Origin of the sequence: Aestuariimicrobium soli, assembly GCF_051192575.1 — a bacterium.
Lineage (GTDB): Bacteria > Actinomycetota > Actinomycetes > Propionibacteriales > Propionibacteriaceae > Aestuariimicrobium > Aestuariimicrobium soli.
Map to the genome: position 1 here is coordinate 201,999 of NZ_JBPJSQ010000003.1, position 24,341 is coordinate 226,339.

The following is a 24,341-nucleotide window of genomic DNA, read 5'->3' on the forward strand; positions in this document are numbered from 1 at the left end:
CTCCGCCCAGAGCTGTGCAGATTCCGTTCGCTGGCGGCCAATGGTGCCCTCGTGGGGGCACTCTCGCCGCTGTCCGACGGAATCTGCACGAACTCAACCGTCGGGTCAGTGAGATGCTGCTGTGGTGATGGCCACCCTCGCCGACCGGCTCCCCGACCGCGCCGACGCCGACACCCTGTACCAGGTGTTCGTCGACTGGGCGGCTGAGCGCGGGCTGACGCTCTACCCGCACCAGGACGAGGCCTTCATGGAGATCCTCGCCGGCGCGAACGTGGTGATGGCCACCCCCACCGGGTCGGGCAAGACGATGGTGGCCCTCGCCGCGCATCTGGCCGCCCTCGCCGACGACCGGGTGAGCTTCTACACCGCCCCCATCAAGGCCCTGGTCAGTGAGAAGTTCTTCGCCCTGTGCGAGATCTTCGGCGCCGACAACGTGGGCATGGTCACCGGCGATGCCTCGGTGAACGCCGACGCCCCGATCATCTGTTGCACCGCCGAGATTCTTGCCAACATCGCGCTGCGGGAGGGCGCCGAGGCCGATGTCGGCATGGTGATCGCCGACGAGTTCCACTTCTACGCCGAACCCGACCGCGGCTGGGCCTGGCAGGTGCCGCTGCTCGAACTCCCGCAGGCGCAGTTCGTGCTGATGTCGGCCACCCTGGGCGACGTCACCACCCTCGCAGACGACCTGACGCGGCGCACCGGTCGTCCGACCGCACTGATCGCGGGCACCCAGCGACCGGTGCCGTTGGAGTTCAGTTGGGCGATGAAGCCCGTGCACGAGACGATCGCCGAGCTGATTCGCGACGACAAGGCGCCGATCTACATCGTGCACTTCACCCAGGCTGCGGCTCTCGAGCGGGCGCAGTCCTTGACGTCCGTGGTGACCATCAGCAAGGAGCGCAAGGCCGAGATCGCCGACCGCATCGGGCACTTCCGGTTCGGCACCGGTTTCGGGCGGGTGCTGTCGAAGCTGGTGCGCGCGGGCATCGGTGTGCACCACGCCGGCATGCTGCCCAAGTACCGGCGCCTGGTCGAACAACTCGCCCAGGACGGTCTGCTCACGGTGATCTGCGGCACCGACACCCTCGGGGTGGGCATCAACGTGCCCATCCGCTCGGTGCTGCTGACCGCGTTGACGAAGTTCGACGGCACCAAGCAGCGGCTGCTGCGGGCCCGCGAGTTCCACCAGATCGTCGGACGAGCCGGTCGCGCCGGTTACGACCTCAAGGGCTGGGTGGTCGTGCAGGCCCCGGATCACCTGATCGAGAACGCGCGCCTGATCGCGAAGGCCGGCGACGACCCGAAGAAGCTCCGCAAGCTGCAGAAGGTGAAGCCGCCCGAGGGGCAGGTCAGCTGGAACGAGGAGACCTACGCCCGACTCGTGGCCGCCGAACCGGAGCCGCTGCAGCCCCGGCTGCGGGTCACCCACGCCATGCTGGTGAACCTCTTGGCCCGGCGGGGCAACCCGGTGGCCGCCGCGGCGAAACTGCTGGGCGACAACCATCAGGACGAGGCCGCCCGGCTCAGGCTGCGGCGCCGTGGGGTGGTGCTGGCCCGCGAGCTGATCAACTCCGGGGCGGTGCGCCGACTCGAGAAGGCCGACGCCGACGGCCGGCGCCACGAGCTGACCGTCGACCTGCAGCGCGACTTCGCCGTCAACCAGCCGCTGGCGCCGTTCGCTCTGGCGGTGCTCGAGACCCTCGACCCCGCATCGCCCGACCATGCCCGCGACGTCGTGTCGGTGATCGAGGCCATCCTCGAAGACCCCCGCGCCGTGTTGTTCGCCCAGCAGAAGCGCGAACGCGGCGAGGCCGTGGCCGCCATGAAGGCCGAGGGCATCGAGTACGAGGAGCGCATGCAACTGATCGAGGAGATCGGCTGGCCCACCCCGCTGGCCGACCTGCTCGAGCACACCCTGGGGGTCTACCGCCAGACCCATCCGTGGGTCGACCCCGAGAACCTGTCACCGAAGTCGGTCGTGCGCGAGATGTACGAGCGCGGCCAGACCTTCGGCGAGTTCGTGGCCGCGCTCGGGCTGTCGCGCTCCGAGGGGCTGCTGCTGCGCTACCTCTCCGACGCCTACCGCACCCTGCGGCACACCGTGCCCGAGCAGTCGCGCACCGAAGAGTTGGACGACCTGATCGCTTGGCTGGGGGAGCTGGTGCGGCAGACCGACTCGTCGCTGCTGGACGAATGGGACGCCCTGGTCAATCCCGACGAGGCCGCCGAACTCCGGCAGGTGCCGGAGCAGCCTCGTCCGATCACCGGCAACGAGCGGGCGTTCCGGGTGCTGGTGCGCAATGCCATGTTCCACAAGGTCGAGCTGGCGGCGGCCGAGAAGTCGCGCGAACTGGCCGAGGTGGAGGCCCGGGTGGCCGCCCTCACCGAGCCGGCGCAGGCCGTCGTGATGGACGTCGACGCCTGGGACGATGCCCTCGACGACTACTTCGACGACCACGCCGACATCGGCATCGACCAGGGGGCCCGCTCGCCGGGAATGCTGCAGATCACCCCCGGCCGAGGCGACCTGGGCGGCCGCGTGTGGCAGCTGCGGCAGGTGATTGACGACCCCGACGGCGACCACGACTGGGCCATCGAGGCCACCGTCGACCTCGACGCCTCCGACGAGGTGGGGGCAGCGGTGCTGCTGACCACGGCGATGCGCCGCCACGACGGGGTTGGGCCACGGTGATCGAGCGGGAACGGGGGCCCAGTTGTCGGAGGCGCGTGACATCATGCTGACGTGCTGACGACGACGAACCCGACCGGTGTCTGGGCCGACCTGGTCGGTCAGGAGAACGCGGTCGAGGTGCTGCGCCGCGCCGTCGCCTCCGCGTCAGGCCAGGGCCCCCGCCAGGCCATGACCCATGCCTGGCTGATCACCGGCCCGCCCGGATCGGGCCGCTCGAACGCGGCGATGGCGTTCGCCGCCGCCCTGCAGTGCCCCCGCGGCGGCTGCGGTGAGTGCACCGACTGCCGCACCACTATGAGCGGCGCCCACCCCGACGTCACCCTCGTCCGCACCGAGAAGTTGTCCATCGGCGTCGACGAGGTGCGCTCGCTGGTGCGCTCGGCCGCCATGAACCCAACCACCGGGCGCTACCAGATCGTCGTGGTCGAGGACGCCGACCGGGTGACCGAACGCGGCGCCGACGCGCTGCTGAAGTCGGTCGAGGAACCCGCCCCCCAGACCGTGTGGCTGCTCTGCGCGCCCACCCCCGACGACGTGGTGGTCACCATCCGCAGCCGCTGCCGGTCGCTGCACCTGGCCACCCCCTCGGACGAGGCCGTCGCCCGTCTGCTGCAGACCCGCGACGGCATCGACGCCCCGATCGCCGCCTACGCCGCGCGCGCCGCTCAGGGCCACATCGGACGAGCGCGCGCCCTCGCCCGCAACGAGGAGGCCCGCGCCCGCCGCAACGAGGTGCTCCGGCTGCCCGGAGCGCTCACCTCGGTGGGAGCCTGCCTGACGGCGGCCGACAACCTGGTGAAGGCCACCGCCGAGGATGCCGCGCAGGCCACCAGTGGCTGGGACGCCAAGGAGCGGGCCGAGCTCGAACTCTCGCTGGGTTTCGGCACCAAGGGGGCACGACCCAAGCACGCGGCCGCCGCCCTCAAGGAACTCGAGGACCAACAGAAGGCCCGGGCCAAGCGGCTGCAGCGGGATGCCCTCGACCGGGTGCTGACCGAACTGACCGGCTACTACCGCGACGTGCTCGGGCTGCAAACCGGCGCCCTCGACACATCGCTCGAGGTGGTCGCCGGCGCGCATCTGATCAACGCCGAGTACCGCGATCAGCTCACCCAGATCGCCCGCGCGACCACGCCCGAGCAGACCCTGCGGCGGATCGACGCGATTCTCGCCTGCCGCGAGGCGCTCGAGGCCAACGTGGCGCCGCTGCTGGCGCTCGAGGCGCTGATGGTGCAGCTGGCCGTGCCCCGCTGAGCGCGGGCCGACAGCGTGTGCTCCCCGGCTGTTCCGGGGTCAGGTGTTTGAATGGCACGGAGTTTTGGGCACGTCACGACCGCGACCATGGAGGACCAGATGACCGACAGCGACCACAACCGCCCGGCCGACGAGGCACAGGTCGAGGATCGCCCCACCCTGGCCGAGGAACTGGCCGCCACCGAGCCGGTGAACGACGACGAGGGTGAGCCCACCCAGCAGTTCGACGCCGTCACCCAGGACCACGAGAACCGGGACGTCGAGACCCAGGACTTCGACAACCAGGACCACGAGACCCGGGACTTCGCCACCCGCGAGCCCGCCAGCCAGACCTTCGCCACCCAGGAGCACGCCCCCCAGGAGTACCCCACCCAGGAGCCCGGCCACGAGGAGACCCGTGTGATGCCGGCCCCCCTGGTCGCTCCCGAGGTCGATCCCGAACAGGAACGCCACGAGGCCCTGGAGCGCCGCCGCGCCGAGCTGGCCGCCCGCGACCGAGCCCTGGGCAATGTGCACCGCGACGAGGCCGGCGCCGACGGTACTGCCGAGGTCGCCCCCTACCGCTTCCAGAAGCGCTCCACCGACAAGTTCCTCGGAGCGTTCGGCCTGTTCGTGCTCAGGGTGGTCGTGGCCGGCATTCTCGGCGTGCACGGCTACCAGAAGGTCACCGACATCAACGCCACCACCACGTTCTTCGAGCAGGTCGGCGTGCCTTATGCCAACTACGCGGCCTGGGTCGTGGGCATTGCCGAGCTGCTCGCGGCCATTGCCCTGGTGTTCGGCTTCATGGTGCGGGTGGTCGGCGTCGGCGTGATGGCCATCGCGATCGGGGCCCTGGTGTTCGTCCGCTGGGGTTCGCAGAACCCGTTCCGGGCGGGCGAATCAGGTTTCGTCGGCGAACTCGAGTTGCTGCTCGCCGCCGTCGGCTTCGTGCTGTTCTGCCTCGGTGGTGGCGGCTGGGGCATGGATGGTGGCATCCGTCGCAGCCGCTCGCGCCGCAAGGCCGGTCTCTGAGCGATCAGCTCAGCAGCACGAGTTCCTGCGTCGCTCGGGTCATCGCCACGTAGCGGTCGACCGCACCCCTGAGGTCGGCCGGCCAGTCCCGGTCGAGCAAGACCACCAGGTCGAACTCGAGTCCCTTGACCGAGACGGGGTCGTGCCAGCTGACCCGTCCGTCGTGGGCCGTCGTCGCCGGTTCGGCCCCCTGGCGGCCGATCACCACCGCCGTGCCCTCGTCGTGGGCGGCCAGCCAGTCGCGCAGCACCTCGTCCAGCTCACCGACCGAACCCCGGCGCACCGGACGACCGCCCACCCGCACCGAGGTGGGCACGTTGGCGTCGGGCAGCGCGGCCAGGATCACCGGCGCGGCCGCGGCCATCACCTCCTGCGGAGTGCGGTAGTTCACCGTCAGCGACGCCAGCCGGGGGGCTCCCAGCCCGACCCGTTCGAGCCGCGAGGCCCACGATTCGCCCGCGCCGGGCTGCCCGAAGCCCGAGCGGGCCTGTGCCCGGTCGCCGACCACGGTGATGCTGCGCGACGGGCAGCGCCGCAGGATCACCTGCCACTGGGCGTCGGTGAGTTCCTGGGCCTCGTCGACGATCACGTGCGCGAAGGGTCCGGCGAGGCGGTCGCGGGTCGCGGTCGCCACGGCCTCGGTGTGCAGCAGGTCGTCGCGAATGCTGTCGCGGCGCAGCAACCCCAGGCCGCTCTCGGGGTCGTCGTCGGCCTCGAGCAGGTGGGTGACGACGTCGTCCATGTAGGCACGATCGGCGGCCAGGGTGGCCTGCGCCCGGTGACGCCGGCCCGCCTCCCGACGATCGCCCAGGCGGGCCCGCACGGCATCGAGCAGGGGTAGGTCGGCGCTCGTCCACGGCGACCCCTCGTCCCGGCGCAGCAGGGCGCGCTCGTCGGTGCTCAGCCACGGCGCGCACAGCCGCAGGTAGGCCGGCACCGACCACAGGTCCGAGACGACATCGGTGGCGTCGAGCATGGGCCAGGTGGCGCCCATCAGCTCGGCGAGGTCGTCGTCGTCGGCCAGGGCCGCGGTGAGCTCGTCGGCCGCCTGCCCCTCGTCGTCGCCGACCAACTGGTCGACCGCGATCGTCAGCAGCGCCTGCCACAGGTCGTCGCGGGCCTCGTTGTGCGGGGTGCCGGGCTCGAGGGCGTCGATCGCCTCGCGCCAGTCGTCGGGGGTCAGCCGCAGCTCACCCCAGTCGGTGTCGATCACCAGCGTGGACGACGGTGGTTGCTCGTGGAAGGCCACTGCCGGTTCGACCGCCTCGACCAGACGGGCGGCGTGCTTGAGGGCCGCCACCCGGGGGTCGTCCTCGTCCACCGGCCCGTCGACGCCCAGCCGGTCGGCCCCCAGTAGATCTGCCAGCGTGCAGGTCAGCACACCGTCCTCGCCGAGCGCCGGCAGCACGTCGGCGACGTAGCCCAGGTAGGCCTCGTGCGGCCCGACGAAGGCCAACGACCCGCGACTGCCCGCCAGCCGGGGGTCGGTGTGCAGCAGGTAGGCGGCGCGATGCAGGGCCACCACCGTCTTGCCGGTGCCGGGCCCACCGTCGACCACCAACGGGCCCGACGAGTCGGCGCGAATGATGGCGTCCTGGTCGGCCTGGATCGTCGCCAGCACGTCGCGCATGCGGGGCGACCGGCTCGAGCCGAGGCTGGCGATGAAGGCGGAGTCGTCGTCGAGGGCCACCGCGGGCTGCCCGGGTGAGCTCTGGCCGAAGCTCTCGTCCCAGTAGTCGACGATCACCCCACCCGACCACCGGTACCGGCGGCGGCTGACCAGACCGCTCGGGTGCGCGGCCGTGGCCGCGAAGAACGGCTCGGCCGCGGGGGTGCGCCAGTCGACCAGCAGCTGCTCACCGTCGCCGGTGGTCAGGCCGATGCGTCCGATCCAGACCGGGGACGACCCGTCCGCGGGCACCATCCGCCCCAAACACAGGTCGGTCGAGAACCGCGCCAGCATCGCCAGCCGCGCGGTCAGCCGATGGATCTCGAGGTCGCGGTCGAGGGCCTTGCGGCCGCGGCCGGCGGGCGACCGGCGCAGCTCGTCGCGTTCGGACGACAGCGCCCGCACCTGCTGCTGCACGGTCTCGACCACGCGGCGCAGGTGGCGCTCGTCCAGGTCGGTCAGGGCGGGGGTGGACTTGTGGGAGAGGCGGTCGGGAAGGGCAAAGATCGGCATGCGTGCCTCACTCGAGGGGCGAAGGGTGGTGCACACGGGTGCTGCACGAGTGTGCTCCCTGTGGGGGGCCTTGCGGCAAGCCCCCCTGCCGGGGTTACTGTGAAGGTGGCGGGCCTCTATAGGGTGATGGGGTGACTGCCCCCGACCGCTGCCGCTCGATGGCGGTGCTCGCCCTCGTGGTGGCGCTGGTCGCCGCCGGGTGCAGTCTGGTCGACCGGCCCCATGCCGGGTCGGCAGCGGGGTCGTCCGCCAGCTCGGCAGCGGGGAGCACCTCGCCCCGCCCCGCCACGTTCGCCGAGTTCAACCCCGCCAGGCACGAGACCTGGACGCGGCTCACGTCTCCCGATCGGGTCGTGACCAGCTCCGACGCCACCCCCGAGGGGTTCGTCGACCCGCCCGCCGGACGTGGGCTGCAGCGCTACGCCGACCAGCGCATCGAGTGGTTCGACTGCCCCGAGCAGGGCGGGGTGCAGTGTGCCTCCGTCACCGTTCCCCTCGACTGGGACGAGCCCGACGGTCAGGCCATCACGTTGGCGATGGCCCGCAAGCGAGGTCAGGGTCAGCACCGGGCCACCCTGTTCGTGAACCCGGGCGGCCCCGGCGGGTCAGGTATGTCCATGGCCGCCGGCTTCGATCTCAGCCCCTACCCGGGCCACGACGTCATCGGTTGGGACCCGCGAGGCTCCGGCCGTTCGACCCCGGTGGTCTGCGGCACCCCGGCCCAGACCGACGGGTGGAACGCGGTCGACCCCACCCCGACCACTCCCCGTCAGGTCGAGCAGCTGCGGGCCGTCAGCCGGGCCTTCGCCACGCAGTGCCGGGCATCGTCCGGAGCTCTGCTCGACCACATCTCGACGATCGACACCGCGCGCGACCTCGACTACCTGCGCTGGTTGGTGGGCGATGAGCGGCTCAGCTATCTGGGCATCAGTTACGGCACCTTCATCGGCGCCACGTATGCCGAGCTGTACCCGCAGCGCGTCGGGCGCATGGTGCTCGACTCGGCGGTCAACATCACCGACAACGAGTCTGTGATCCAGGCCATGGGTTTCGACGCCTCGTTGGACGACTTCGCCGGTTGGTGTCAGCGCCAGGGCGAGTGCGCGCTCGGCTCGACCAAGGCGGCCGTCGTGCAGGCCGTCAACCGCTGGATCGCCGGCCTGGACGCCTCACCGCGCACGGTGAACGGGCACGTGTTCGGCTCGATCGCCGCGGCCACGGGCATCGCGGCGTTCATGTACGCCGGCGAGGGCGGCTACCGCAACCTCTACAACTCCCTGCAGTGGGCGCTGCTGCGCGACGAGCCGACCTACATCGCCCAGGCGGGCGACTCGATGATCGGGCGCAACCGCGACGGCTCCTACTCGACGATGGCCTACGCCTTCCCGGCCATCAGCTGCGCCGACTGGGCCGATGCGGGCGTCGCCGGTGCCCAACGGCGCTGGGCGGCCGACCGCAGACTGGCGCCGATCTTCGGCCAGTGGTTCGGCATGAACCTCACCTGCCCGGTCTGGACGGCTGCCCCCGCGCCACAGCTGCGGCTGACCGCGAAGGGGTCGGCGCCGATCCTGGTGCTGGGCTCGACCATTGACCCGGCCACGCCCTACCAGCAGTCGGTGTGGATGGCCGGTCAGCTCGAGAACGCGGTGCTGATCACCCGGCAGGGGGCCGGCCACTCGGCGTACTCCCTGGGCGGGGAATGCGTCCGCGCCCCCGTGATCGCCTACCTCAACGACGGCACCGTTCCGCCCGCGACCACCTGCAAGGGGTGATCCCATGACCCAGCAGTCCCTGCCCAGCATCGGCGGCTGGCCCTTCTTGGTCACCGCCGCGGTCGGTCGTGTGCCAGGGGCCATGGTGCAGTTGGCCACGCTGCTGTTCGTCACCCAGATCGGCGGCTCCCTCACCCAGGCCGGCACCGCGGTGGCCGTGCTGGGGCTCGGCTCGGCCATCGGCGCCCCGATCATCGGGCGGCTGATCGACCGGCTGGGAGCCCTGCCCGTGGTGGTGGCCTGCACGCTGCTGCAGCTCGGCGGGATCGCCGGGTTCGCCGCCCTCGGCCTCGCCCACCCCGGCCAGCCCGGTGCGCTCGCCGTCGCCTTTGCGCTCGGCGCCGCCAACCCGCAGATCGGGTCGATCGCGCGTGGACACTGGGCCGCGCTGGCCCGCGACGGCCGGCTGCCCAGCGGGTTCGTGAGCCGCGCCATGGGCTACGAGGGGGCGGTCGACGAGGTGAGTTTCGTGCTCGGGCCGACGCTGGCGGGGCTGCTGCTGGGGCTGGCCGGGGGCGTGCCGGGCATGGTCGTCATCGGCGCCCTCACCCTGCTCGGGCAGGGGGCCTTCGCCGCCTACCTGGCCCGGGCGGGCGCCGACCGGCGTGCCGCCGCCTCGGGCCACACCGACACCGGCCCGGCCATTGCGTGGCTGACCCTGCTGCCGGTGGCCATCGCCACCGCCATGGTCGGGTTCACGTTCGGCTCGACGCAGACGGCCCTCACGGCGTGGTTCGACGACCTCGGACGATCATCGCTGACGGGCCCCGTCTACGGGTTGGTGGGGGTCGGCAGCGCCGTCGCCTCGCTGCTGGTCGCCCGGCTCTCGCCGGGCATCCGCTACGGCTGGCGGATCGCCGTCGGTGCCGCCGTGCTGGTGGTGGCCGGCGCCCTGGTCACCCGCACCATGGTCGCCCAGGCACACCAGGTGACGCCGATGACACTGGTCGCCCTGCTGATCGGTGTGGCGGTCGGTCCGGTGCTGGTCTCCGGCTACTCGTTGGCCGAGAGCCTCGCGCCGCGCTCCCGGCTCACCACGGTGATGACGGTGATCGCCACCACGGTCGTCCTCGGGGTCTCGGCGGGGGCGGCCACCATGAGCCGGCTCGTCGACACCTTCGGCTTCCCGTCGGTGGGGGTCGTGCTGATGGCCGCCGGGGCGGTGGCCCTGGTGTGTGGGGTGGTGACCGCCCTGCAGCGATCCCCCCTGCAGCGGTCTCCTCTGCAGCGGTCTCCTCAGCAGGGGCCTTCGGGAGGCTGAGTCGCGCCGCGGGCATCGGCATTGGTAGGGTTTCCCGCGCTGGTTGATCAGCACGCCGCCTTAGCTCAGTCGGTAGAGCGACGCTCTCGTAAAGCGTAGGTCACGGGTTCGATTCCCGTAGGCGGCTCTCTTCGTGCCCGAAATCGGACGAGGACGCCGAAAGGCCACCCCCGCGTCTGCGGCCAGCGGCGTGGGCGTAAGGTCAGGTGCGCTGAGCCCAACCGCGGGCTGGGCCGACCAGGAAGGGAACCCCCGTGCTCGACCGCCCCGTGCTGGACTGCCCCGTCCTGGACTGCATCGTGCTGGGTGCCGGTCTGGCGGGGCTCAGTGCCGCCACCGATCTGGTCGCCAACGGGCGTTCCGTCGTCGTGCTCGAGGCCCGCGAGCGGGTCGGCGGTCGTGTCGAGACCGGCGTGCTCTCCGACGGCCAGGTCGTCGACCTGGGTGGCCAGTGGCTGGCCGACGGTCACACCCGCATGCACGAGCTCACCACCCGGTTGGGGTTGTCGCTGGTGAGCCCGTCGTCGGGTGACGTCACCGTGCGCCTGGGCGGCAATGTCTCGCAGGTGCCCAGCCGCGACGAACTGGCCACCAGCCTGAACCCGTTCGAACTGGCCGACCTCGGCGAGGGGCTGGCCCGGTTCCGTCATCTCGCCGAACGCATTGCGGACGACCCCACCTGGGCCCGGGGCAACACCACCTGGCTCTCGCGCCCCCTGGTGCGCTGGGTGACCTCGAACCTGCGCACCCCGGCCGGCCAGGACTGGTTCGGCCGCGTCTTCCGGGCGAGTTTCCGCACCGACCCCGAGGCCATCACCCTCTCGGAGGGGCTGCACCGCGCCAATTCGGGCACCGACATGGAGGCCCTGATCGCCGTCAACGGCGGGGTCCGTCAGCGGCGGGTGGTGGGTGGCTCGTCTGGCATCTGCCGACGGCTCGCCGACGACCTGGGTGAGGCGGTGCGGCTGTCGTCCGTGGTGACCTCGGTGGCGCAGACCGACGACACGGTGACCGTGACGCTGGCCTCCGGTGAGCAACTGGTCGCCCGCAGTGTGATCAATACCCTGCCGCCGAAGTTCGCGGCGGCCCTGACGCACGAGCCCGCCCTGCCCGAGTGGCGCCACGAGTTGGCTGCCAAGGTGCCGCCGGGCAATGTCATCAAGGCGTTCTTGGTGTACCCCACGCCGTGGTGGCGCGAGCGCGGGCGGTCGGGTCAGATGGGATCCGACCGGGGCCCCGTGCGCGTGAGTTTTGACGCCACCGACGACGCCCAGGGCAGCGGACGAGGGGTGCTGCTCGGGTTCTTCGCCGGTCCGGAGGCCGACGGCTGGGGGCAGAAGTCGGCCTACCTGCGCCAGCGGGCGTTCACCGAGGCCGTGACCGCGGCCTTCGGGCCCGCGCCCGCCGAGCCGTTGGAGTACGTCGACAGGGACTGGTCGGCCGAACGGTTCACCGGCGGCTGCCACGGCGCCCACTTCGCCCCGGGTGTGTGGACCGCGTCGGGGCCGGCGCTGGCCGAGCCCAACGGCCGGGAGTTCTTCGCCGGGGCCGAGTACGCCACCACCTTCAATGGCTACATGGAGGGCGCCGTGCGCTCAGGGTCGGCCGCCGCCGCCCAGGTGATGCAGGCGCTGGCCTGACGGCCAACCCACAGACAACAGGGCCCCGACCACGATGGTCGGGGCCCTGCTGTGTCGGGGACGTTCCCCCTGCGGGGTACAAGGGTCCGTCAGATGGCGTCGTCCCCGGTCTCTGAGGTGCGGATTCGCACGACCTCCTCGACGGCGGTGACCCAGACCTTGCCGTCCCCCACCGAGCCGGTGCGGGCCGCGTCGCAGATCACCGCGACGATCTGGTCGGTCTTCTCGTCGGTGGCCAGCACCTCGATGCGGGCCTTCGAGATGAAGTCGATGGTGTACTCGGTGCCGCGGTAGACCTCGGTGTGGCCGCGCTGCCGGGCGAACCCGGAGGCCTCCGAGACGGTCATGCCGTTGACTCCGTACTGGGCCAGGGCCACCTGCACGTTCTGCAGGATGGTGGGCTGGACGATGGCGGTGATCAGCTTCACTTGACCGCCTCCTTCTGAGCGTCGGTGCGGGTGCTGTCGGGGTCGACCAGGTCGACTGGGCTGACGGGGGCCGCGGGCACCACCAGGGTCTGCTGCACGCGGTAGGACGAGTACCCGACCCGGCTGAAGTCGTAGCCGTTCTCGGCGTGCTCGGTGATGTCGACGCCCGAGACTTCGTCATCGGTGGTGACCCGCAGGCCGATCGTGTACTTGATGGCCAGGGCGATCAGCAGGCTGACCACCACGGAGTAGACGAGCACGGCCGCCGCTCCGAGGGCCTGCCGGCCCAGCTGCTCGACTCCGCCGCCGTAGAACAGGCCCGCGGTGCCGCCGGTCAGCGAACCCTTGGCGAACAGGCCGATCGCCAGGGTGCCGACCAGACCACCGACCAGGTGCACGCCGACCACGTCGAGCGCGTCGTCGTAGCCGAAGCGGGTCTTGAGGCTCAGGGCCAGCGGGCAGGCGATGCCGGCGAGCACGCCGACGGCGATGGCGCCCAGCGGGGTCACCACGGCGCAGGCCGGGGTGATCGCGACCAGGCCAGCCACGATGCCCGAGGCGGCACCCAGCGAGGTGGGGTGGCCGTCCCGAATCTTCTCGACGACCAGCCAAGCGAGCATCGCGCCGCCCGTGGCAACCAGGGTGTTCACCCAGACGAGGCCGGCCAGACCGTTGGCGCCCAGCGCCGAACCGGCGTTGAAGCCGAACCAGCCGAACCACAGCAGGCCCGCGCCCAGCATCACCAGGGTCAGATTGTGCGGACGCATCGGCTTGGTGCCGAAGCCCAGTCGCTTGCCGAGCACGAGGGCCAGCACGAGGGCTGCCGCGCCGGCGTTGATGTGGATCGCGGTGCCGCCGGCGAAGTCAAACGCCTTCACCTGGTTGGCGATCCAGCCGCCCTTCTCGGCGACGACACCGTCGAAGGCGAACACCCAGTGGGCCGCGGGGAAGTAGACGAGGGTGGCCCATGCGATCGAGAACGCGATCCAGGCCGAGAACTTCATGCGGTCGGCGACAGCGCCCGAGACGAGCGCCACGGCGATGATCGCGAAGGCCGCCTGGAAGCCGGCGAAGACGAACAGCGGGATCTGGTTGCCCTCGGCCCCGATCAGGGTGTCGAAGGCGCCCCGCATGCCAGCGAACTGGGTGGGGTCGCCGATGATGCCGTGCCACGAGTTCCCGAAGGCCATCGAGAAGCCGTAGAGCACCCAGAGGATGCCCACGATCGCCATGGTCACGATCGACATCATCATCATGTTGAGGACGCTCTTGGAGCGCACCATGCCGCCGTAGAAGAACGCGAGGGCGGGGGTCATCAACAGCACCAACGCAGCTGAGATGAGCACCCAGGCCGTGTCGCCAGTGTTGAGCTCGAGAATGGTCATGCCAGTACTCTGGCGGTCGGGTTTTTCACCGAAGTCGCGCCCGAGTCACAGTCGTGTGACGAGAATCCGGTCAGTGTTACGGGCGCGTTTCACCACGTAGGGTCGACACACACACCGAGTCGAGGAGGGGCATGTACTGCAGCAACTGTGGTGCGCAGATCGCCGCCAGCGCTCGGTTCTGCCCCCAGTGCGTGGCCGACCTCACCAGATCGGGGGCCGTGCGGCTCACGCCGATGATGAGCGAGGCCGAAATCGTCCGGGAGATGCCGGACGAGCTCATCGACACCGCGATCCGGCCGCCCCTCGACCTGAGTGACCTGCCGCCCCTGCCGGCCGCGCCGCGCCACGGGGTGGCCGCCCCGGCCTCGTCCCCCACTCCGACGGACCCGCACCACGAGGTGCCCCTCGACCCGAGGACGTTCGACGAGCCGGCGCAGGCGAGGCGGGCCGAGGCGGCACAGCGTCGCGTGCGGGCGGCCGCCAGCCGCCAGCACACCCGTCGCAACCAGGTGGCCGTGGTGGTGCTCACGCTCGCCCTGCTGACGGCGGTGGTGCCGATCGTCATCGTCAGCTGGTCGTTCTTCAACCTGTCGCCCGGCGATGCCGCCACCCCGTCGGCGAGTTCGGCCACCCCGGTGGCCTCGACGCCCGCCGCCAGCCTCACGCAGGCCGCCAGTTCACGGCCGGCCCCGTCGAAGCCGGCCACCTCGTCGTCCGCGGTGGTGAAGGTCTCCCGGCTGCCGTGGCCGAGCTACACGCGTGCCTGCGGGGCCGACGTGGCGGCGAACCAGCAGACCTCGTGCGAGTTCGCCGTGGTGGTGTTCGGCAAGATCGACCGCAAGCGCACCGGCACCTTCACGGTCACTGCAACCAGTCCGGTCACCAACCGCAGCTACACCCTGAACTGTTCGCGGCCCGACTTCATCGTGTGCACGGGCGGCAACTCGGTGCGCATCCTGATCCAGCCCCTGTGAGGCTGTGACGCCTGTGACGTCTGTGAGGCTATGACCTCCAGACACGGTGACCCCGTCCCCGTGGTGACATACTGTGAGGCATGAGTGAGCACCCACTGCGGTCGATCGTGGGGATCGTGCTGCCGACCATCGTCGGTATGGCGGCGCTGGCTTACGGACTGCTGGTGAGCACCGCGCTCTACGGGGTCGGTTGCGCCTCGGACGGCCCTGGCGGATGTCACCGCGAACTGATGCTTGGATCGGTGGCCTTCATGGTGGGGCTGTTCGTCGTCGCGGCGGTGTGCTTGGCCATCGGTGGCCGCAACCTGGCACGGCGTCGTGCCCGCCGCCTCTAGGGCGTGCCCGCCTACAGGTCCCGGGAGCGGTGCACCTCCCGCAACCGCACCCCGGAGGATTCCGCCCCGGCCCGCGACGCGGCCAGCTCCTGCCAACTGCCCTCGACGGTGATCTCCGCCCAGGCGGCAGTGGGGAAATCACACGCCAGATCGTCGGCCTGCGCTCGTTGCGTGGCCCAGACAAGTTCGGCTGCCAGCGCCGGGATGGTCGGGGAGTGGCCCACCACCAGCAGGTTCTCGACCGATTCGTCCACCTCGCCGATGCGCTGCAGCATGGTCTCGACGTCGCTGGCGTAGAGGGCGTCCATCACCTCGACGCGGGCGGCCAGGCCCAGTTCCTCGACCGTCTGACGGGTGCGCACGGCGGACGAACACAGCACCAGCTCGATGCCGCGGCCCGCCAACTGCTCGCCCACGGCGCGGGCGTCGGCTCGTCCGCGATCGGTCAACTCGCGTGCCTTGTCGCCACGGGAATGGGAGGCTTCGGTCTTGGCGTGGCGCAGCAGGAAGAGGGTGGGCATGCGTCCACTCTAGGGACGTGGGGCGGGCGCCACCGTCGAGGCATAGGATTCCCACCATGGCCTTGTTCGACCTGCCCCTTGACCAGCTCGAGACCTATCGTCCCGAGGTTCCCGAACCAGCCGACTTCGACGAGTTCTGGCAACGGACGATCGCCGAGGCCCGCAGTCATGACCTGAACGCCCGGCTCGAGCCGATCGATGCGCGGGCCACGCTGCATGACACCTGGGACGTGACCTTCGCCGGGTTCGGGGGCACCGACGTGAAGGCCTGGCTGTTCGTGCCCGCCGGCCACGAGAACGTGCCGGTCGTGGTGCAGTTCCACGGCTACTCCGGGGGTCGTGGCATGCCGTTCCCGGGGCAGTTCGTCAACGCCGGCTGGGCCCACCTGGTGCTCGACACGCGCGGTCAGGGATGGTCGGCACCCTCGATCTTCGAGGTCACCCGCGACGCGTCGGAGTACGCCAGCGGCGGCACCCCCGGCGTGATGACCTCGGGTCTGGAGCACCCCGAGCACTACTTCTACCGGCGCCTGTTCGTCGACGTCGTGCGCCTGCTCGAGGTCGCCGCCGGGCTGCCCCAGATCGACCGCGACCAGATCTTCGTGCAGGGCGCCTCGCAGGGTGGCGCGATGACGATCGCCGCCGCCGGGCTCGCGGGTCTGGCCGGGATTCCGCTGGCCGGGGCGATGCCCGACGTGCCGTTCCTCTGTCACTTCCCGCGCGCACTCACCCTGACCGATTCGCGGCCCTACCGTGAGGTCGGGGAGTGGTTCGCCGGTCACCCGGACGATGTCGAGCGGTCGATGCACACGCTGAGCTACTTCGACGGGGTGAACCTGTCGAAGCGGGCCACCTGCCCGGCACTGTTCTCGGTGGCGCTGATGGACCAGATCTGCCCGCCCAGCACCGTCTACGCCGCCTACAACCAGTGGGGCGCGCAGGCCGACGAGACCCCCGAGACGTCGATCAACGTCTACCCGTGGAACGGGCACGAGGGTGGTCGTCAGGTGCAGACCTGGGAGCAGTTGGGCTGGATTCGTGATCGCGTGCAGAGCCGGGGCGACGGCCCGGCCAACGCTCCGCGTCGGGGTCGGCACGCCTCCTGAGGTCGGTCGTCAGACCTTGACGGCCACCATCAGGTCGCGCTGGATCGAGGAGTCGACGCGGTGGCTGAACCGCTGCCACTCGTCGCCCTCGCAGACGGTCAGGCCGGCCTGTTCCATCAGATCGGCCAGTTGCTCGTAGCCCAGCCCGTGGGTGTTCCAGGACAGCCCGAGCGCGCCACCCGGCTTGAGCTGGGTCGCCCACACCTCGATGGACTCGCCCAGCAGACCGGCGGGGGAGCGGTCGCGTCGTCCGCTGGTGCCCCGCACGTCGGTGGACGACCCGTGCACCACTCCGTAGGGCGCGTCGGTGACGATGGCGTCGAAGGTCTTGCGGCCCCACAGCTCGCGGCTGGTGCGGGTGTCGCCGGTGAAGACGCCCAGGCTCAACGCCGGACGATCCGGTAGCCGCAGCTCGGCGTCGAACCGCTTGCCGAGGGTCTTGCCCTCGCGGCGCACCGGGGTGAGGTCGGCCGAGTGCTTGAGGCGCTTGCGGCGCAGCCAGGTCTTCAGGTAGGCGGCCAACTGCTCGACGGCCTTGGTGTCGCCCTCGACGCCGTAGCCGTGGTGGCCGAGCAGCCAGGCGGTGAACAGGGTGGTGCCTCGTCCGGCCAGAGGGTCGAGAATGCTCAGCGGCTGCCCGGGCTCGGCCTCGCGCACCATCGCGGCCAGGGTGACGTTGACCAGCAGACGGGTGAACTGCTCGTTGGTCTTGCCGGGGTACTTCGGGATCGTGACCAGGTCGTCGTCGAGCCAGTCGGTGGCCGGCAACTCGACCGGACGAAACACCGGCGCCTCGTTGCCCTCGAGGTCGAAGACGGCCAGGGTCGCCGACAGCCGGGCGATGGCGGCCGCGAGGTCGTCCGACCAACCGGGGTGCTCGAAGGTCAGGTAGTCGACGCCCGCGATGGTGGTGGCGGCGACGTCGCGGGCCTCGGGCACGCAGATCTGCAGTTCGCCGGCGGCGAGGGTGGCGGCCTCGCCGGCGTAGACGCGGTTGGCGGAGGGTGAGAGCAGCAGGGCGGATCGGGTCACCGGTTCAGTGTCGCCCCTGCGTGCGGGTGGAGTCGAGTCGAGGGGACGGGGGTGCGGTCGCGTCGGGCGGCGAGGTTGATCACGGCGATGATGCCGGCCAGCAGCAGCACGGCCCCCGAGATGGCGCTGGCGCAGAGGGCGGCGGCCGTGGCGGGGGAGCTGGCCGAGGTCAGGCTGAGGGCGTCCTGGAACGATCCGCGCACGAAGGGTTCGGCCATGGCGCCGACGGGCACCACCAGCCGGGCCGCCCACGCCAGCGGACCGAGGCGGGGGTGGTCGGTTCGTCCGGCGGCGACGCCGACCAGGGCCAGCGGCGGGCCCAGCACCAGGCAGGCGGCCACCCACGACAGGTTGTCGCCGATGCGGGCCGGGATCGCGTCGGTGAGGGCGGCGAGGCCGTAGTGCATCGTCAGTGCCACCAGGCCGGCCAGCGGTCCGGCCAGCAGGGCGGGGCGCCAGCGACCCACGATCCACCCGGCCCAGACCAGCAGGCCGGCCCACGCCGTGCCGGAGTTGACCAGTTGGGCGAGCACGGTGCGGATGGTCAGCCAGGTGTCGGCGCGGCCCTCGAGTTCGGCCGTGGTGATCATGTTCGACAGCAGGGAGGCGAGCCCGAGGGCGGCGGAACCGAGGGCGATCGTCAGCCAGGGCCGTGGGGAGGTCATGCACCGATTCCATCGCCCGTTCCCGGCTGGTCGGGCCCCGATTGGTCGCGGGTGGCCGCCGGTCTGACGGGATTCGTCCCGGGGTGGGAGCCGCCGAGGGCGCCGCTACGACCCTGCTGGCGTTCGGACCTGCTGGCGGTGAGAGTGATGGCCGGTGGGTCGGGCGCAGATAGGGTCGATCGAAACCGACAGGGGTGGGCATGGTCGTGGCAGGCACCGGTGTGGCCCGGTCGTCTTTCGGTCGCTACTGGGCGGCGGCGGCCATCAGTTCCTTCGGCACGTCCGTGACCGCCGTCGCCATTCCGGTGCTCGTCGTGCAGGTGTTGCAGGCGACCCCTTTCGAGGTGGGCGTCGTGAACGCCGCCCAGTTCGTGCCGTACGCGCTGCTCGGTCTCGTGGCGGGCGTGTACACCGACCGGTGGCGCCGCCGGCCGATTCTGGTGTGGGCCAGTGTTGGGCGTGCGCTCGCCTTGGGTGCCATTCCGATCCTGTGGCTGAGCGGCCTGCTGCAGATCTGGATGGTGGTCGTCGCCCTGCTGGTGTTCGGCGCGTGCTCGGTGTTCGGGTTCGCCGCCACCCAGTCGCTGCTGCCGCGGCTGGTGCCCCGGTCGCGGCTGCTGAAGGCCAATGCGCGCCTCGACCAGTCCGACGCGGCGGCGCAGACGCTCGGGCCGGCGTTGGGTGGAGGGCTGGTCGGACTGCTCGGTGCCCCGCTCGCCATCCTCGTCGACTCGATCAGCTATCTGGTCGACGCTGCACTCAACGCGAGCCTGCGCGTGGACGAACCCCGGCCCGCCCCTCGCCGCCGAAATCTCGGCGCCGAGATGCGCGAGGGCTTGCGGTGGACGTACCGCCATCGCACCCTGGGGCCGCTGGCAGTCTCGACGCACGTCTGGTTCGTGGCCAACGGCGCCGCCATGACTGCCCTCTCGCTGCTGGCCCTCAGATCGTGGGGATACACCTCGGTGACCTATGGACTGCTGCTGACGGCGTTCGGCGTCAGCAGTCTCGTCGGCGCCTCGCTCGCCCCACGCCTCAGCGCCCGATTCGGTGAGGGGCGGGTGATCGTGGCCGCGAGGCTGGCCTATCCAGTTGCCTGGCTGGTGGTGTCCCTGGCCTCACCAGGCGTCATCGGCGGGGTGCTGATCGTGGTCGCACTGGTGCTGCAGGGCCTCGCGATGGGTGCCGAGAACTCCCCGGAGCAATGGCTCTGGCAGACGCTCACACCGGACGAGCTGCTGGGTCGCACCAACGCCACCCGACGCGCGGGCAACAGGACGCTCGCGGCCATCGGGGCGATGACGGGGGGACTGCTCGTCGGCCTGGCTGGCCCGCGAGTGACGGTGGTGGGAGTGGTCGTCGTGTTCGCGATCGCCGCCCTGATGGCCGCGCTGTCGCCGGTGAGGAACCACCGGCACGAGGAATCGTCCTGAGGCGGTGAGGGGGCGAAGGCAGCCGAAAATCGGGTCAGATAGTTATCCACAGGCCCGGATTCAGGGCCCAGATGGCCCCGTCGGGTTCCTACCGTCGGGCGCACGACACGATCACGAGTGGCACCGCGCGCGCGGTCTCTCATGTGCGACTGCACGGGTTCGGAGGCGAGGGCTCGTCGTTCAACGTGAGCGCCTGCGTTGATCGCCGTCAGAAGACCTGGAGGTCGGCTGGATCGCCGGAGTCGGTCGGCGACCTGGAGCTGTTGACCGCCGAGGTCGCCCCCTTGGTCGACGGCACCCTCCGGATCACGACGATCGTGCTGCTGCCGGTGGACGCCTGCGGGTGAGGGCCCTCAGTGCAGGTTCACGTGGTGGTGCTCGAAGGGGGTGCCCTTGGCGCGCTCGAACGAGGCGCGGATCTCTTCCTCGGCGGCGGGTCGTCCGGTCCAGGTGGCGCCCTCGACCGACTTGCCGGGCTCGAGGTCCTTGTAGACCGTGAAGAAGTGCTCGATCTCGAGCAGCATCAGCTCCGAGACGTCCTCAATCTCGACCAGGGTGTCGCGGCGGTGGTCGGCCACCGGCACGCAGAGCACCTTGTCGTCACCACCCATTTCGTCCTTCATGCGGAACATGGCGACGGCGCGGCACTCGATCAGGCAGCCGGGGAAGGTCGGCTCGGGCACCAGCACGAGCGCGTCGAGCGGGTCGCCGTCCTCACCCAGGGTGCCCTCGACGAAGCCGTAGTCATAGGGGTACTGGGTCGAGGTGAACAGGGTGCGATCCAACCGGATGCGCCCGGTGGTGTGGTCCATCTCGTATTTGTTCTTGGTGCCCTTGGGAATCTCGATGGTCACATCGAAGGTCAGACCTGCCGGGGGAGCAGACAGCTCAACCCGCTGGAACTCATCGGTCACGTGCGGCCTCTCTCTATGATTGGGGGCACCGTTGCGCGCTCAAGAATAGCGCCTGAACAGGGGGATGGGTGACGCGTCGTCGCAGTCGGGGAGCGCTGATGGGGCTGTCGGTCGCGGGCCTGCTCGCAGCCCTCCTGGCGGCGGGCGTCATCGTCTTCGCCTCGCCGCTCGCGCGCTCGACGGGGCTGCGCACCGCCGGCCGCCAACCGAGCACCATCGCGCCGTCGCTGTTCGCGCCGCCGACCCCCTCGACCGCTCCCGAGCAGCAGTCCGGCGACGGGGTGGTGGACGAGCCCGAGCCCGTCACCCCGCGGGCCACGCTGGCGGGATCCGCCCTGCAGCGCCAGCTGTCGGCGATCAAACCGCAGCACGGGGGGCGGTCGTCCATCGTGGTGATCGACCACGCCTCCGGCACCGTGCTGGCCAACCAGGGCGGGCAGCAGTTGATGCTGCCGGCGTCGAACCTGAAGACGTTGGTCACGATGGCCGTGCTCGAGAAGCTCGGCCCGGGGCACCGGTTCACCACCTCGGTGGTGCAAACCTCGCCGGGCACGATCGTGCTGGTGGGCGGCGGCGACCCCTACCTCGGCACCGTGCACAACCCGACCCGTCCGACCGCCACCAGCACCCTCGAACTGGCCACCCTCACCGCGGCCGCCCTCAAGCAGGCCGGGGTGACCAGCGTGAGCCTGGGCTACGACGACACCCTGTTCAGCGGCCCCGACTGGCACCCGAGCTGGCCTGCGGGCTACTCCGACCAGGTGGCCCGCATCTCGTCGCTCTCGCTCGACGCCGGCCGCACCGTCGACCAGGACGGCGTGCGGGTGCCCGGCACCGGGTTGTCGCAGCAACCGGCCGCCGAGACGGCCACCAGGTTCGCCCAGCAGCTGAGGGCGGCCGGCATCACCATCACCGGCAAGGTCGGCCGGCGCGCCGTCGGCGAGAAGCCGGCCACCGAGCTCGCCGCCGTGCAGTCGATGCCGCTGATCGACATCGCCACCGAGGTGATGGTGCACTCCGACAACTTCGGCGCCGAGGTGCTCTTCCGCCAGCTCGCCCTCGCCGCCGGCCAGCCCGGCTCGTTCGCGGGGGCCTCGTCCGCCCTGCAGCACGCCCTGACCGCCGACGGACTGTGGACGAAGGGCGCCGTCACGACCGACGGGTCGGGGCTGTCGCGTGACAACCGGGTGACCGCACTGATGCTGGCGAGCGCCTGGCAGAAGATTTCGCGCAACGATTCGCTGAAGGGTCTGCTGGTCTCGACCCCCGTCGCCGGGGTGAGCGGCACGCTGGCCGATCGGTTCCGCACTGACTCCGGCGCCGCGGTCGGGCGCGGCTGGGTGCACGCCAAGACCGGCACGCTGACCGGCGTCTCGACCCTGTCGGGCTGGACCGTCAGCACCGACGGGCAGCCGCTGATCCTGGCGATCATGGTCAACGACTCCACCAACGACTGGTTCGCCCGCCTGTGGATCGACCAGGTGGCGTCGGCCGCGACCGGCTGTGGGTGCCGCTGATGCTCGACTGGATCGACCGTGCCGCCGTCGAAACCATCGGACGAGGCCTGACCGGCCCCGGGCCCCACGCCACCAAGGCCGAACGCGACGAACTGGTTGCCGAACTGCACCATGCCGCCGCCTCGGTGCCTGAGCTGATCGCCCGGACGGCCGAGCTGCCGGCGACCGCGGGCACCGACGACCTGCGTGTGCTGGTGGTCGACCGTCGCCGCTGGGTGCAGGCGAACACCCGGATGAGTTTCTCGATCCTCGACCGGCTGGGGCATCCCGCGGCGCCCCGACATCTGGCCGACCGGGCCGCCGGTGGCGCGCGAGCGGTGCAGTTGGGCGGCGTGCTCGGGCTGGTCAGCCGCCGGGTGCTGGGTCAGTACGACCCGTTCTCGCCGCGGCCGGGGCTGCTGCTGGTGGCGCAGAACGTGCTCGAGGTCGAGCGCGCGTTGAAGCTCGATCCGTCGGACTTCCGGGTGTGGGTGTGCCTGCACGAGCAGACCCATCGGGCGCAGTTCCTGACGGCGCCGTGGCTGGTCGACCACGTGGTGGGCCTGGTGGCCGACGTGCTCGATGCCGAGGGGCAGGAGAACCTGTCCGCGGTGCTGCAGCGGGTGCGGGGTCGCCTGGCCAGAGGGGATGGGGCCGGAGCAAATGCGGAGCCGAGCAACGGGCTCGTCCTCGATCTGGCCTCCGGCCCCGAGGCGAGGCGGGCGATCGACCAGCTGACGGCCGTGATGTCGCTGCTCGAGGGCCACGCCGACGTGATGATGGACCTCGCCGCCCCCGAGGTGATCGGCACCCTCGCTCAGATTCGAGCGAGGTTCGAGGCCCGGCGGGGGGCCACCGGCGCCGGCGCGCGGTTCGGACGCCTGCTCGGCCTCGACGCCAAGCTCGCGCAGTACCGCGACGGCGCCGCCTTCTGCCGGGCCGTGATCCACGAGGCCGGGCTCCCCGGGCTGAACCTGGTGTGGCAGCAGCCGCGCAATCTGCCGCGCCGCCACGAGTTGGACGACCCGCGCGGTTGGTTGCGCCGGGTGGGCGGCTGATGGCGGCCCGCACCCTGTCGCAGGCGCAGCTGCGGGTGGTCGGGGCGGTGCAGGCGGGGCGGGAATCCGGAGCATTGGGACCCGGTGCGGTGGTGCTGGGCGTGAGCGGCGGCGCCGACTCGTTGGCCATGGCCGCCGCCGTCGCTTGGTGTGGGGAGTCGCTGCGGCGCCGCGGGTTGCCGGTGCCGGCGATCGAGGCCGTCGTGGTCGACCACGGGTTGCAGCCTGGGTCGGGTGAGGTCGCCGAGAAGGCGCGCCAGCAGGTGCTCGGGCTGGGGCTGGACTGCCGGGTGGTTTCCGGTGAGGTGCCGCGCGGCGATGCGGGCCCAGAGGCCGCCGCCCGCGACCTTCGCCGCCGCCTGCTGGCCGAGGTCGCCGAGCAGCACCGAGCGGAAATGGCGTCGCCCTGCGAGTTCTTGCCACCAGATGGCAAGAACTCGCAGGGTAACGCCGTTATGGATCGGTGTGGGTCAGGGAGGCGCGAGTCGGGGAGGCGCGAGTCGGGGAGGCGTGAATCGGGCCAGTGTGAGTCGGGGAGGGGCGAACACCAACCCGGCGCCGCACCCGTCGAGATCTGGCTCGCCCACACCCGCGACGACGTTGCCGAACAGGTCCTGCTCGGCCTCGCCCGCGGCTCCGGGGCCCGCTCGCTCGCGGGCATTCCCCCTCGTCAGCGGCTGGTGCCAGGTGTCGAGTGGGTGCGTCCGCTGCTCGGGGTGACCCGCGCCGAGACGCGGCAGGCGTGCCTCGATGGGGGCCTCACCCCCTGGGACGACCCGCACAACGACGACCCCCGGTTCACCCGCGTCCGCGTGCGCTCCCGGGTGCTCCCCGCCCTCGAGCGCGAGCTCGGCCCCGGCATCGCCGACGCCCTCGCCCGCAGCGCCGACCTGCTGCGCGACGACGCCGACCTGCTCGACACCCTCACCGCGGGCTGGCTGCGCGAGGCGAGCGAGCGGGACGACCTGCGGGTCGCCGCCCTCGTCGACCAGCCGGCGGCGCGAGTCTCGCGGGTCGTCCGGGCCTGGTTGCTCGAACGGGGGGTCGGCCAACCGACCCGGGCGCAGGTGATGGCGGTCGCCGATCTGGTCACCCGGTGGCACGGTCAGGGTGGCGTCGACCTGGCCGGGGGGCGGGTCACCCGACGGGGGCCGCACCTGGTCTTCAAGCGGTAGG

The 24,341-nt window shown here is 71.3% G+C and carries 21 protein-coding genes and 1 tRNA gene; 15 read left to right on the forward strand and 7 right to left on the reverse strand.

Annotation, left to right across the window (positions count from 1 at the left end; genetic code table 11):
• Positions 1-127: 127 nt before the first annotated feature.
• The 3 genes from ACSDQ9_RS04700 to ACSDQ9_RS04710 all read left to right on the forward strand — a co-directional run bounded on the left by ACSDQ9_RS04700 (position 128) and on the right by ACSDQ9_RS04710 (position 4,963).
• Positions 128-2,695: a DEAD/DEAH box helicase gene (locus ACSDQ9_RS04700; protein WP_435144930.1), complete on the forward strand. Its 2,568-nt coding sequence runs from the start codon at positions 128-130 to the stop codon at positions 2,693-2,695.
• Positions 2,696-2,746: 51 nt separating this feature from the next.
• Positions 2,747-3,949: a DNA polymerase III subunit delta' gene (locus tag ACSDQ9_RS04705; RefSeq protein WP_435144251.1), complete on the forward strand. Its 1,203-nt coding sequence runs from the start codon at positions 2,747-2,749 to the stop codon at positions 3,947-3,949.
• Positions 3,950-4,048: 99 nt separating this feature from the next.
• Complete coding sequence (locus tag ACSDQ9_RS04710) at positions 4,049-4,963, forward strand: DoxX family protein (RefSeq protein ID WP_435144254.1); 915 nt, start codon at positions 4,049-4,051, stop codon at positions 4,961-4,963.
• Between the two features lie 4 nt (positions 4,964-4,967).
• Here the strand turns inward: ACSDQ9_RS04710 and helR are convergent, their stop codons facing one another.
• Positions 4,968-7,181: an RNA polymerase recycling motor ATPase HelR gene (helR, locus tag ACSDQ9_RS04715; RefSeq protein WP_435144256.1), complete on the reverse strand. Its 2,214-nt coding sequence runs from the start codon at positions 7,179-7,181 to the stop codon at positions 4,968-4,970.
• A gap of 95 nt (positions 7,182-7,276) precedes the next feature.
• On the opposite strand from helR, the gene ACSDQ9_RS04720 reads away from it, so the two are divergent.
• The 4 genes from ACSDQ9_RS04720 to ACSDQ9_RS04735 all read left to right on the forward strand — a co-directional run bounded on the left by ACSDQ9_RS04720 (position 7,277) and on the right by ACSDQ9_RS04735 (position 11,818).
• Positions 7,277-8,917 carry an alpha/beta hydrolase gene (locus ACSDQ9_RS04720; RefSeq protein WP_435144259.1) on the forward strand — a complete coding sequence of 547 codons (1,641 nt, stop codon included), beginning with the start codon at positions 7,277-7,279 and terminating at the stop codon, positions 8,915-8,917.
• A gap of 4 nt (positions 8,918-8,921) precedes the next feature.
• Entirely contained in the window at positions 8,922-10,178 is a 1,257-nt protein-coding gene (locus ACSDQ9_RS04725) for an MFS transporter (RefSeq protein ID WP_435144261.1), read from the forward strand.
• 54 nt (positions 10,179-10,232) lie between these two features.
• A tRNA-Thr gene (locus ACSDQ9_RS04730) sits at positions 10,233-10,305 on the forward strand.
• Between the two features lie 127 nt (positions 10,306-10,432).
• Positions 10,433-11,818 (forward strand): flavin monoamine oxidase family protein, encoded by a 1,386-nt coding sequence (locus ACSDQ9_RS04735; protein WP_435144263.1) that lies wholly within the window; start codon positions 10,433-10,435, stop codon positions 11,816-11,818.
• Positions 11,819-11,907: 89 nt separating this feature from the next.
• Here the strand turns inward: ACSDQ9_RS04735 and ACSDQ9_RS04740 are convergent, their stop codons facing one another.
• Positions 11,908-12,246, reverse strand: coding sequence for a P-II family nitrogen regulator (locus tag ACSDQ9_RS04740; RefSeq protein WP_435144266.1), 339 nt, complete (start codon positions 12,244-12,246; stop codon positions 11,908-11,910).
• On the reverse strand, positions 12,243-13,631 hold the full coding sequence (locus tag ACSDQ9_RS04745; RefSeq protein ID WP_435144267.1) for an ammonium transporter: 1,389 nt from the start codon (positions 13,629-13,631) through the stop codon (positions 12,243-12,245). The genes ACSDQ9_RS04740 and ACSDQ9_RS04745 overlap by 4 nt, the downstream gene beginning before the upstream one ends.
• A gap of 131 nt (positions 13,632-13,762) precedes the next feature.
• Here ACSDQ9_RS04745 and ACSDQ9_RS04750 point away from each other — a divergent pair, with 131 nt between their 5' ends.
• Positions 13,763-14,605 carry a zinc ribbon domain-containing protein gene (locus tag ACSDQ9_RS04750; protein ID WP_435144270.1) on the forward strand — a complete coding sequence of 281 codons (843 nt, stop codon included), beginning with the start codon at positions 13,763-13,765 and terminating at the stop codon, positions 14,603-14,605.
• A gap of 80 nt (positions 14,606-14,685) precedes the next feature.
• Positions 14,686-14,940, forward strand: a complete 255-nt coding sequence (locus ACSDQ9_RS04755) for a hypothetical protein (protein WP_435144273.1) — start codon at positions 14,686-14,688, stop codon at positions 14,938-14,940.
• 11 nt (positions 14,941-14,951) lie between these two features.
• Here ACSDQ9_RS04755 and ACSDQ9_RS04760 read toward each other — a convergent pair whose 3' ends face one another.
• Positions 14,952-15,461: a SixA phosphatase family protein gene (locus ACSDQ9_RS04760; protein ID WP_435144276.1), complete on the reverse strand. Its 510-nt coding sequence runs from the start codon at positions 15,459-15,461 to the stop codon at positions 14,952-14,954.
• A 56-nt stretch (positions 15,462-15,517) separates the two neighbouring features.
• Between ACSDQ9_RS04760 and ACSDQ9_RS04765 the strand changes: the two genes are divergently transcribed.
• Positions 15,518-16,567, forward strand: coding sequence for an acetylxylan esterase (locus ACSDQ9_RS04765; protein ID WP_435144278.1), 1,050 nt, complete (start codon positions 15,518-15,520; stop codon positions 16,565-16,567).
• 9 nt (positions 16,568-16,576) lie between these two features.
• Here the strand turns inward: ACSDQ9_RS04765 and ACSDQ9_RS04770 are convergent, their stop codons facing one another.
• Together ACSDQ9_RS04770 and ACSDQ9_RS04775 are read right to left on the reverse strand one after the other, a co-directional pair.
• The gene (locus ACSDQ9_RS04770) at positions 16,577-17,599 is read right to left on the reverse strand and encodes a TRM11 family SAM-dependent methyltransferase (RefSeq protein ID WP_435144281.1); all 1,023 of its coding nucleotides are present in this window, start codon (positions 17,597-17,599) and stop codon (positions 16,577-16,579) included.
• A complete protein-coding gene (locus tag ACSDQ9_RS04775; protein WP_435144284.1) occupies positions 17,596-18,264 on the reverse strand; it encodes a hypothetical protein in 669 nt (222 codons plus the stop codon). Before ACSDQ9_RS04775 ends, ACSDQ9_RS04770 begins: the two co-directional genes overlap by 4 nt.
• Positions 18,265-18,464: 200 nt before the next feature.
• On the opposite strand from ACSDQ9_RS04775, the gene ACSDQ9_RS04780 reads away from it, so the two are divergent.
• Together ACSDQ9_RS04780 and ACSDQ9_RS04785 are read left to right on the forward strand one after the other, a co-directional pair.
• Complete coding sequence (locus ACSDQ9_RS04780; RefSeq protein ID WP_435144287.1) at positions 18,465-19,697, forward strand: MFS transporter; 1,233 nt, start codon at positions 18,465-18,467, stop codon at positions 19,695-19,697.
• Positions 19,698-19,882: 185 nt separating this feature from the next.
• On the forward strand, positions 19,883-20,044 hold the full coding sequence (locus tag ACSDQ9_RS04785; protein WP_435144290.1) for a hypothetical protein: 162 nt from the start codon (positions 19,883-19,885) through the stop codon (positions 20,042-20,044).
• A 6-nt stretch (positions 20,045-20,050) separates the two neighbouring features.
• On the opposite strand, the gene ACSDQ9_RS04790 is transcribed toward ACSDQ9_RS04785, so the two are convergent.
• Positions 20,051-20,611, reverse strand: a complete 561-nt coding sequence (locus ACSDQ9_RS04790) for an inorganic diphosphatase (protein WP_435144292.1) — start codon at positions 20,609-20,611, stop codon at positions 20,051-20,053.
• A gap of 68 nt (positions 20,612-20,679) precedes the next feature.
• On the opposite strand from ACSDQ9_RS04790, the gene dacB reads away from it, so the two are divergent.
• The 3 genes from dacB to ACSDQ9_RS04805 are packed head-to-tail and all read left to right on the forward strand — an operon-like array spanning position 20,680 to position 24,340.
• Positions 20,680-22,128: a D-alanyl-D-alanine carboxypeptidase/D-alanyl-D-alanine endopeptidase gene (dacB, locus tag ACSDQ9_RS04795; RefSeq protein ID WP_435144295.1), complete on the forward strand. Its 1,449-nt coding sequence runs from the start codon at positions 20,680-20,682 to the stop codon at positions 22,126-22,128.
• Positions 22,080-23,165 carry a zinc-dependent metalloprotease gene (locus ACSDQ9_RS04800; RefSeq protein WP_435144297.1) on the forward strand — a complete coding sequence of 362 codons (1,086 nt, stop codon included), beginning with the start codon at positions 22,080-22,082 and terminating at the stop codon, positions 23,163-23,165. The genes dacB and ACSDQ9_RS04800 overlap by 49 nt, the downstream gene beginning before the upstream one ends.
• Positions 23,165-24,340 (forward strand): tRNA lysidine(34) synthetase, encoded by a 1,176-nt coding sequence (locus tag ACSDQ9_RS04805; protein WP_435144300.1) that lies wholly within the window; start codon positions 23,165-23,167, stop codon positions 24,338-24,340. Before ACSDQ9_RS04800 ends, ACSDQ9_RS04805 begins: the two co-directional genes overlap by 1 nt.
• Position 24,341: the final 1 nt, after the last annotated feature.

What these genes read in the sequence shown, in the direction of transcription:
- ACSDQ9_RS04700 (WP_435144930.1), top strand. Translation starts at nt 128, where the DNA reads ATGGCCACCCTCGCCGACCGGCTCCCCGACCGCGCCGACGCCGACACC.
- ACSDQ9_RS04710 (WP_435144254.1), top strand. Translation starts at nt 4,049, where the DNA reads ATGACCGACAGCGACCACAACCGCCCGGCCGACGAGGCACAGGTCGAG.
- ACSDQ9_RS04725 (WP_435144261.1), top strand. Translation starts at nt 8,922, where the DNA reads ATGACCCAGCAGTCCCTGCCCAGCATCGGCGGCTGGCCCTTCTTGGTC.
- ACSDQ9_RS04745 (WP_435144267.1), bottom strand. Translation starts at nt 13,631, where the DNA reads ATGACCATTCTCGAGCTCAACACTGGCGACACGGCCTGGGTGCTCATC.
- ACSDQ9_RS04750 (WP_435144270.1), top strand. Translation starts at nt 13,763, where the DNA reads ATGTACTGCAGCAACTGTGGTGCGCAGATCGCCGCCAGCGCTCGGTTC.
- ACSDQ9_RS04755 (WP_435144273.1), top strand. Translation starts at nt 14,686, where the DNA reads ATGAGTGAGCACCCACTGCGGTCGATCGTGGGGATCGTGCTGCCGACC.
- ACSDQ9_RS04760 (WP_435144276.1), bottom strand. Translation starts at nt 15,461, where the DNA reads ATGCCCACCCTCTTCCTGCTGCGCCACGCCAAGACCGAAGCCTCCCAT.
- ACSDQ9_RS04765 (WP_435144278.1), top strand. Translation starts at nt 15,518, where the DNA reads ATGGCCTTGTTCGACCTGCCCCTTGACCAGCTCGAGACCTATCGTCCC.
- ACSDQ9_RS04775 (WP_435144284.1), bottom strand. Translation starts at nt 18,264, where the DNA reads ATGACCTCCCCACGGCCCTGGCTGACGATCGCCCTCGGTTCCGCCGCC.
- ACSDQ9_RS04780 (WP_435144287.1), top strand. Translation starts at nt 18,465, where the DNA reads ATGGTCGTGGCAGGCACCGGTGTGGCCCGGTCGTCTTTCGGTCGCTAC.
- ACSDQ9_RS04805 (WP_435144300.1), top strand. Translation starts at nt 23,165, where the DNA reads ATGGCGGCCCGCACCCTGTCGCAGGCGCAGCTGCGGGTGGTCGGGGCG.